Genomic DNA, 8,137 nt, shown 5'->3' with positions numbered 1-8,137 from the left:
GGTTCTTTAAATAGTGGTGCCCGGACTCGGAATCGAACCAAGGACACGGGGATTTTCAATCCCCTGCTCTACCGACTGAGCTATCCGGGCAACGGAGCGCATTAAACCGCAATCACGCCCGATCGTCAACATTATTTCGGGAAAAGCTGTTCAACTGCTTAAGTTTGCGGCAACCTGTCCGCTTTCGCCGCGAAAATGCACAAATCTTCCAGACAGTACCAGTGTGATACGGCAATGCTGAGAGTAAGAGGAGGGCAGTATGACGAATGACTGGCTTGAGCTGCGTCAGCATGCAGATACGGGTATTGAGACGATTAAAGCGCATTTCGAAGGACATGCCTATGATCCACACTGGCACGATAGCTATCTGGTAGGGATAACCCTCTCCGGCACGCAGCAGTTTCACTGCCGCCGTGAGCGTCATCGTAGTCAGCCGGGTGATGCATTTTTGCTTGAACCTGGCGAGATCCACGACGGCGATGCGCCTGTAGAGGGCGGCTTTACCTATCTGACTTTCTATCTGGATGAGTGTTGGCTCACCCGTGCGCTACAGGGGCTGTACGAATCAACTCCCGGGCATTATTCACTCCACTTTGCCCAAACGTTGACGCGGGAGCCGCAATTGGTGCGCGCTATCGGTGAGACGTTCTCCACTTTGCATAATGACGAGATGAAAATCGTTCAGCAGAGCACAATGGATAATCTGCTCTCCCGCATCACTGCCCATTGCCACTGGCGTAAGAAGCTCCCGCAGCAGTTACAAAGCGCTGCCGTGGCGCATCGTGCACGCGACTATCTTTATGCCCATATCGGCGAGAACGTGGGGCTGTCAGACCTTGCACGCGAGACGGGCACGGATCGCTTTACCCTGACGCGCTGTTTTAAGCGCGAGTTCAACCTGGCACCACACGCATGGCTTATTCAGCTGCGTCTGGCAAAGGCCCGACAGCTGCTGGCGCGCGGTGAGCAGCCTGTTGATGTAGCTGCGGCAGTGGGTTTTGCCGATCAAAGCCATCTGGGGCGTTGGTTTCAGCGGGCCTACCGTATCTCCCCAGCATACTACCGACGGTTGTGCACAAACCTTCCAGACGTTTCCAAAAAATAACGGCACATTCATGGCTCTAATAAAAAGGAGCCACCTGTGAGTTTGATACCCTTCCTGTTGTTCGCTTTCGTCGCCTCCATCACGCCGGGGCCAACCAATATTCTGGTGCTGACGAACAGCCAGCATTTTGGCGTAAAAAATACCGTACCTGCTATTCTGGGCGGGTGTATCGCGGCCAGTGCGATCGTGCTGGTATCAGGCGCGGGCGCAGGGGAAGTGCTGCGTCAGTATCCTTTGATACGTCAGATAATGAGCTGGGTGGGCGTGCTGTGGCTAAGCTGGATGAGCTGGCAGCTGTTTAGCGCCCCGGCAGCCAGTCTCTCCGCTAAAAGTCCTGTCCGATTCACCGCTCAGGCAGCGGCGCTGCTGCAGATTGTGAATCCGAAAACCTGGATGATGGCGCTGGCGGTTGTCAGCCTGTTTGCCCCGGCGGGCGACCATGCATTGCGGGATATCGCGCTAATGGCGCTATGGTTTCTGCTGATCTCGATAGCCTGTTTGATGTGCTGGGCGTGGCTGGGTAAAGCGGTGAACCAAATTTTTCGCACCACCGTGGCGATGGTGCGATTTCAACGTCTGATGGCGCTGTGTCTGCTCGTCTCCGCCTGGGCGGGCATGCTGGCTTAGGTCAGTGCTCCGCCCATACGGCACTGGGCAAAGCGCAGGATATCTTCCGCCAGGCGGTGCGCCGTATCCACATCGGCCTGGCTACGGTTCACCAGCATGCGGCTCAGGCAGCCCTCCAGCACCAGCTCCATCTGTTTAGCTACCATTGCCGGGTCATCCACTTCAAGCCGTGTCAGCAGCTCGTGGGTGAAGTCATGCGCCGCACGTTTTTGCTGATCCGCCAACTGGTGGATAGGATGGCCCGGATCCGGGAAGAATGTGCAGGCGGCGATGAACAGACAACCCGGATAGCGGTTGTTGCTGACACATTCCGTCAGGGCGGTATAGCGCGCCAGCAGCTTTTGTTCCACGGTCAGTTCTTCATTCAGCATCAGCTGCCTGCGCCAGACATCAACCTGTTGGCTGAGGTAGCGCAGGGCGTCATAAAGCAGCGCCTCTTTATCTGGCCAGAAGCGCTTAAGTTCATCCAGGGGGTAATCGATACGGTCGGCTACCATCTCAAGCGTGGTGCTGGCTATCCCTTGAATCTCAAGTAATTGCAGGGCTTGTCCCAGTACGTCTTCACGTTGCACGGTTATCTCCTCCGCTATTCCCAACGGTTTGTCCCGTCTAAAGTGTTGTTTACGGTTGGCGATTGCGCAAATGCGCGCTGAATGCCGTTGCATCCATAAACCCGGTTACACGCTGTTCTGGCTGCTCTTCACCCTGCTCATTGAAGAACAAAATGGTGGGCAGACCGAGAACGTTTAGCTGCTTCAGCAGAGCCTTATCCTGCGCATTATTGGCGGTCACGTTTGCCTGGAGCAAAACGGTCTCTTTCAGGGCGTTTTGCACCTGTGGATCGCTAAAGGTATATTTTTCAAACTCTTTGCAGGCGACACACCAGTCGGCATAGAGATCGAGCATCACCGGTTTGCCTTTTGCCTCTGCCAGGGCGCTGTTGAGTTCATCCACGTTTTTAATCTGGGTGAAGTTCAGATGTGCCTGCGTCTGAACCACGGGTGAACCAAACGCCCAGTCCTGTAGCGGGCGTACGCTCACCAGCGCGGCAGCCAGTAGCAGGATTTGCACCAGGCGCATCCACGCCTTTTTTGCACCCAGGCTTGCGATAAACGCCCAACAGAAGAAGGCAACGCCGAGCATCGCCCACAGACGTATGCCCCAAACGTCACCGACAATCCGCTCCAGCAGGAACACCGGTAGCGCGAGAATGACAAAGCCAAATGCGGTTTTTACCGTCTCCATCCACGGCCCGCTCTTCGGCAGCAGACGATTGCCAAACACCGTCACCAGGATCAGCGGCAGGCCCATTCCCAGCGCATAGAGGTACAACGTACCGCCGCCGAGCCACATGTTGCCGCTCTGGGCGATATAGAGCAGGATGGCGCTCAGCGGTGCGGTGGTGCAAGGGGAGCAAATCAATCCGGCGATGGCCCCCATCACAAACACGCCACCTGGCGATCCACCCTGCTGGCGGTTACTCATCAGCGTTAAGCGAGTTTGCAGCGCAGATGGCAACTGCAGGGTAAACAGGCCAAACATCGACAGCGCCAGCAGGATGAAGACAACCGACAAGCCAATAAGTACGTAAGGATGCTGAAGCGCGGCCTGGAACTGTAACCCGGCAGCGGCAACCACAAGGCCAAGGGCAGTGTAGGTCAACGCCATACCCTGTACGTAAATAAAGGCCAACAGCAGGGCGCGTGCGGTGGAAAGCCGTTGCTTACCTCCCAGCACGATGCCAGAGATGAGCGGATACATCGGCAGCACGCACGGGGTAAAGGCAATGCCAATGCCAATCAGTAAGGCCCAGAACGCTGAGAACGGAAGGTCTGCGCGGTCTTCGCTCTTCTCGCCTGAGGGGAGAGGGGAAACGGCAGCCGTCGCTTTCACTTCGCTGAGCGGAACAACCTTCGTTTCCGGCGGATAGCAGAATCCGGCATCCGCACATCCCTGATAGGTCACCGTCAGCGTTGCACCTTTATCCGCTTGATTCACCGTGACGGGCACGCTTAAGCGCTGGCGGTAGATTTCACTCTTGCCGTAAAACTCGTCCTTATGCCACTCACCAGCGGGCAACTGCAGTGCGCCCACGTTTGCCTGGGCTGGGGTGATGCTTACCTGCTTGCGATAGAGGTAGTAGCCCTCTTTCACCTGCCAGGTGAGGGTCAGGTCGTGCTGGTTTTGCTGAAAATCGAAGATAAACGCCTGGTCGGCAGGGATGAAGTTCGAACGGCCGGGTGCGTCAAACAACCCGGCAAATACTGATGTGCTGCACAGCAGCAGGATCAGCGTAAGGAAGCGTTGAGCCATGAGAGATAATCGTTATCGCCATGAACCACTGGCAGGACCAGCAGCTCCGGGGTTTGGTAAGGATGATGAGATTTGAGGCAGTCCAGGAGCGCCTGCTGATTCGCCAGATTGGTTTTGAGCAACATCTGAACTTCGTACTCTTGCTCCAGCTTACCTTCCCAATAATAAAGGGAGGTGGCACCGGGGAGGAGCGTCACGCAGGCGGCCAGTTTTTCGGCCAGCACTTTGGCGGCGAGATCCTGGGCAGAGGCTTCATCAGGGGCGGTACACAGTACGACAACAGCATCAGGCGTGTTCACAAGTCGACCTCCTCATCACGAAAGGCTTCACTATATCACGCAAGACAACAGGTCATTAATGAAACGGGCCGCAGAGCGGCCCGATTTTAACTATTTTTACAACCACTCACCGTTTACAGCACCACGCCGCCAATGATAAAGCCGAGGATCACGCAAAGTGAAATGGCGACCACGCCCGGGATCAGGAACGCATGGTTAAACACATATTTACCGATACGGGTTGAGCCGGTGTCATCCATCTCTACCGCCGCCAGCAGGGTTGGGTAGGTAGGCAGCACGAACAGGGCAGAGACGGCAGCAAACGAGGCGATGGCGGTTAACGGCGTTACGCCCAGCATCAGTGCCGCAGGCATCAGCGCTTTGGTGGTTGCGGCCTGAGAGTAAAGCAGCGTCGCAGCAAAGAACAGCACGACCGCCAGCAGCCACGGGTAATTGTGCAGCAGGTCGCCGGCGACGGTCTGGATGTCGCTGATGTGCGCTTTTACAAAGGTATCCCCAAGCCAGGCGACACCGAGGACGCATACGCAGGCGCTCATACCGGATTTGAAGGTGCTGGCATTCAGCACTTCACTGGTGTCGATTTTACAGGTGATGCTAATCAGCGTCGCGATGGTCAGCATGAATACGACAATCGCTTCGTTACGCGGCAGAACCGGGTTCTGGATCAGTCCCACGGTATCGCTGATAGCAGTCGCGTAGAACATGACGGCAACGATACCAATCAGGAACAGCAGCACGGAGCGTTTCGCGTGCGGCTTCAGTTCGAAGACCTGGCTACCGCGCAGCTTCACTTCACCTTTCGCCAGGCGCTCCTGATAGACCGGATCGTCTTTCAGCTCGGCACCGAGGAAGTTACACAGCACGGCGGTAATCATCACCGCAATCAGCGTGACCGGAATACAGATTGCCAGTAGCGTCAGATAGCTCACGCCCATCGGCTCAAGAATACCAGCGAAGAACACCACTGCGGCAGAAATCGGCGATGCGGTGATCGCAATCTGGGAAGCCACGACGGCGATAGAGAGCGGGCGAGAGGGGCGGATACCCTGCTCTTTTGCCACTTCCGTAATCACCGGCAGCGTAGAGAACGCGGTGTGACCCGTACCGGCGAGAATGGTCATAAACCAGGTTACCAGCGGGGCAAGGAAGGTAATGTACTTTGGATGGCGGCGCAGCATACGCTCCGCCAGGCTTACCAGGTAGTCCATACCGCCTGCCACCTGCATGGCGGCGATAGCGGCAATAACTGCCATGATGATTTCGATAACGTCAAACGGGATTGCGCCGGGTTTAATCTGAAAGATAAGGGTAAGAACGAGCACCCCGAGACCGCCGGCAAAACCGATGCCGATACCCCCGAGTCTTGCTCCCAAATAAATCGCCAACAAGACGATGACGAGTTCTGCTCCAAACATAAGGACCTTCCTTGCTTATTAACAAGTTGATATTGAATTGTTGTATTTTGGTAACGCCTAAAAAGAAAAAAGGCACGTCACAAGTGACGTGCCTTAAGAAGCCTAGCCTGAACGGTTACTGTTCGCTTTCATCGGTATATCGTTTCGCTTTATATGCCGGGTGCATCAGGTTTTGAGCCGAGAAGATATCGTCCAGCTCGGCTTCGGTCAACAGCCCACGCTCCAGCACCACTTCACGTACGCTCTTACCGGTTTCAGCACAAATCTTACCGACGATGTCACCGTTGTGGTGACCGATGAACGGGTTGAGGTAGGTGACGATCCCGATGGAGTTATAGACATAACCTTCACAGACTTCTTTGTTCGCTGTGATGCCGTTAATGCATTTTTCCAGCAGGTTGTAGCAGGCGTTCGTCAGGATATGGATAGATTCAAACATCGCCTGGCCAATCACTGGCTCCATCACGTTCAGCTGCAGCTGACCGGCTTCAGAGGCCATGGTCACGGTCGTATCGTTACCGATGACTTTAAAGCACACCTGGTTTACCACTTCTGGCACAACCGGGTTCACTTTAGCTGGCATGATGGAAGAACCGGCCTGCAGCTCTGGCAGGTTGATTTCGTTCAGGCCAGCGCGCGGACCGGAAGAGAGCAGGCGCAGGTCGTTACAGATTTTGGAGAGTTTCACCGCCAGACGTTTCAGGGCGCTGTGTACCATGACGTAGGCGCCGCAGTCTGAGGTGGCTTCAATCAGGTCTTCTGCAGGCACAACCGGCAGGTTAGAGACTTCAGCCAGCTTCTGTACCGCCAGCTGCTGGTAGCCGTCCGGGGTGTTCAGACGCGTACCGATGGCAGTTGCGCCCAGGTTCACTTCCAGCAGCAGCTCGGAAGTGCGCAGCAGGTTTTTGGTTTCTTCGTTCAGCAGCACGTTAAACGCGTGGAATTCCTGGCCGAGGGTCATTGGCACCGCGTCCTGCAACTGGGTACGACCCATTTTCAGGATATCCTGGAACTCAACGGCTTTACGCTGGAAGCCATCACCCAGCTGATTGATCGCATCCACCAGTTTCACCACAGAGGCATACACCGCGATACGGAAGCCGGTAGGATAGGCGTCGTTGGTGGACTGGCATTTGTTCACGTGGTCGTTCGGGTTCAGGTACTGGTATTCACCTTTCTGGTGACCCATCAGCTCCAGGCCGATATTTGCCAGTACTTCGTTGGTATTCATGTTGACGGAGGTGCCCGCGCCGCCCTGGTAGACGTCAACCGGGAACTGATCCATGCATTTGCCGTTGTTCAGCACTTCATCGCAGGCAGCGATAATCGCATTTGCCGCGCTTTTAGGAATGGTTTGCAGCTCTTTGTTGGCCAGTGCTGCGGCTTTCTTCACCATCACCATGCCACGGACAAACTCAGGGATGTCGCTGATTTTGCTGTTGCTGATGTAGAAGTTTTCAATCGCTCTCAGAGTGTGGACACCGTAGTAGGCATCCGCTGGAACTTCCCTGGTACCCAACAAGTCTTCTTCGATACGAATGTTGTTTAACATGTGAACCTTCTTTTCAAGCTGCCGATGGATTGTACTAAACACACAGTATTTATGTGGTTTTGAATATTTTCTGGCCGACGATTATTCCCTCAATCAGCCAGATGTTCGAGATCATATGCTGATGATAGCGAATTGCCGTAAGCTGGATCACTTATTATCGACCCGATTTCATGATAATTATTAATCTGTGAAATGAGTCACCGCTTTAATATTTCCAAAAAAAATATCCGTGCAAACTGATTGAATTTTCGCTAACCGTCACCATCTCATACAAACGCGCGTCGCGAACACATTCAGACAGGGGCCCGACGGCACCTGCCACACAGGAGATGCCAGTGCGCTGGATACCGTTTATTGCTTTCTTTCTCTATGTTTACATCGAGATTTCCATTTTTATTCAGGTTGCCCACGTGCTGGGCGTCCTGCTGACGCTGATTCTGGTGATTTTCACCTCCGTCATCGGCATGTCGCTGGTGCGTAATCAGGGTTTCAAAAATTTCCTGATAATGCAGCAGAAGATGGCTGCTGGCGAAAGTCCGGCGGCGGAGATGATCAAAAGCGTATCGCTGATTATTGCGGGGCTGTTGCTGATTCTGCCGGGGTTCTTCACCGACTTCCTTGGCCTTCTGCTGCTTCTGCCGCCGGTGCAAAAACACCTGACCATGAAGCTGCTGCCGCATCTGCGCTTTAGCCGTATGCCTGGCGGAGGTTTTAGCACGGGACCAGGCGATACGTTTGAAGGGGAGTATCAGCGTAAGGATGAACAGCACGACCGTTTAGACCATAAAGATGATCGATGAGTTTGTTGCCCGGTGGCGCTTCGCTT

General features: G+C 54.7%; 8 protein-coding genes and 1 tRNA gene. 3 read left to right on the top strand and 6 right to left on the bottom strand.

All coding sequences use genetic code 11. The features are described from left to right. Nucleotides 1-14: 14 nt before the first annotated feature. Nucleotides 15-90, bottom strand: a tRNA-Phe gene (locus PYW49_RS17445). A gap of 169 nt (nt 91-259) precedes the next feature. Here PYW49_RS17445 and PYW49_RS17440 point away from each other — a divergent pair. Further along, the gene (locus PYW49_RS17440; protein WP_320387068.1) at nt 260-1,105 is read left to right on the top strand and encodes an AraC family transcriptional regulator; all 846 of its coding nucleotides are present in this window, start codon (nt 260-262) and stop codon (nt 1,103-1,105) included. A 36-nt stretch (nt 1,106-1,141) separates the two neighbouring features. Continuing rightward, on the top strand, nt 1,142-1,732 hold the full coding sequence (locus tag PYW49_RS17435) for a LysE family translocator (protein WP_134349400.1): 591 nt from the start codon (nt 1,142-1,144) through the stop codon (nt 1,730-1,732). Here the strand turns inward: PYW49_RS17435 and PYW49_RS17430 are convergent. The 5 genes from PYW49_RS17430 to aspA all read right to left on the bottom strand — a co-directional run bounded on the left by PYW49_RS17430 (nt 1,729) and on the right by aspA (nt 7,311). Beyond that, complete coding sequence (locus PYW49_RS17430) at nt 1,729-2,304, bottom strand: transcriptional regulator (protein ID WP_134349401.1); 576 nt, start codon at nt 2,302-2,304, stop codon at nt 1,729-1,731. The genes PYW49_RS17435 and PYW49_RS17430 overlap by 4 nt on opposite strands. Nucleotides 2,305-2,353: 49 nt before the next feature. Then, nucleotides 2,354-4,045 carry a protein-disulfide reductase DsbD gene (locus tag PYW49_RS17425; RefSeq protein ID WP_320387067.1) on the bottom strand — a complete coding sequence of 564 codons (1,692 nt, stop codon included), beginning with the start codon at nt 4,043-4,045 and terminating at the stop codon, nt 2,354-2,356. Then, on the bottom strand, nt 4,021-4,344 hold the full coding sequence (cutA, locus tag PYW49_RS17420; RefSeq protein ID WP_014168278.1) for a divalent cation tolerance protein CutA: 324 nt from the start codon (nt 4,342-4,344) through the stop codon (nt 4,021-4,023). The genes PYW49_RS17425 and cutA overlap by 25 nt, the downstream gene beginning before the upstream one ends. A gap of 113 nt (nt 4,345-4,457) precedes the next feature. Then, nucleotides 4,458-5,759, bottom strand: coding sequence for an anaerobic C4-dicarboxylate transporter (locus PYW49_RS17415; RefSeq protein WP_032662382.1), 1,302 nt, complete (start codon nt 5,757-5,759; stop codon nt 4,458-4,460). A gap of 115 nt (nt 5,760-5,874) precedes the next feature. Then, nucleotides 5,875-7,311 (bottom strand): aspartate ammonia-lyase, encoded by a 1,437-nt coding sequence (aspA, locus tag PYW49_RS17410; RefSeq protein ID WP_003855923.1) that lies wholly within the window; start codon nt 7,309-7,311, stop codon nt 5,875-5,877. A 335-nt stretch (nt 7,312-7,646) separates the two neighbouring features. On the opposite strand from aspA, the gene PYW49_RS17405 reads away from it, so the two are divergent. Then, nucleotides 7,647-8,111, top strand: a complete 465-nt coding sequence (locus PYW49_RS17405) for an FxsA family protein (RefSeq protein ID WP_025758222.1) — start codon at nt 7,647-7,649, stop codon at nt 8,109-8,111. The last annotated feature ends 26 nt before the right edge of the window (nt 8,112-8,137 follow it).

Origin of the sequence: Enterobacter chinensis, from assembly GCF_034008295.1 — a bacterium.
Taxonomy (GTDB): Bacteria; Pseudomonadota; Gammaproteobacteria; order Enterobacterales; family Enterobacteriaceae; genus Enterobacter; species Enterobacter chinensis.
This window is presented reverse-complemented; position numbering and strand designations above follow the sequence as displayed.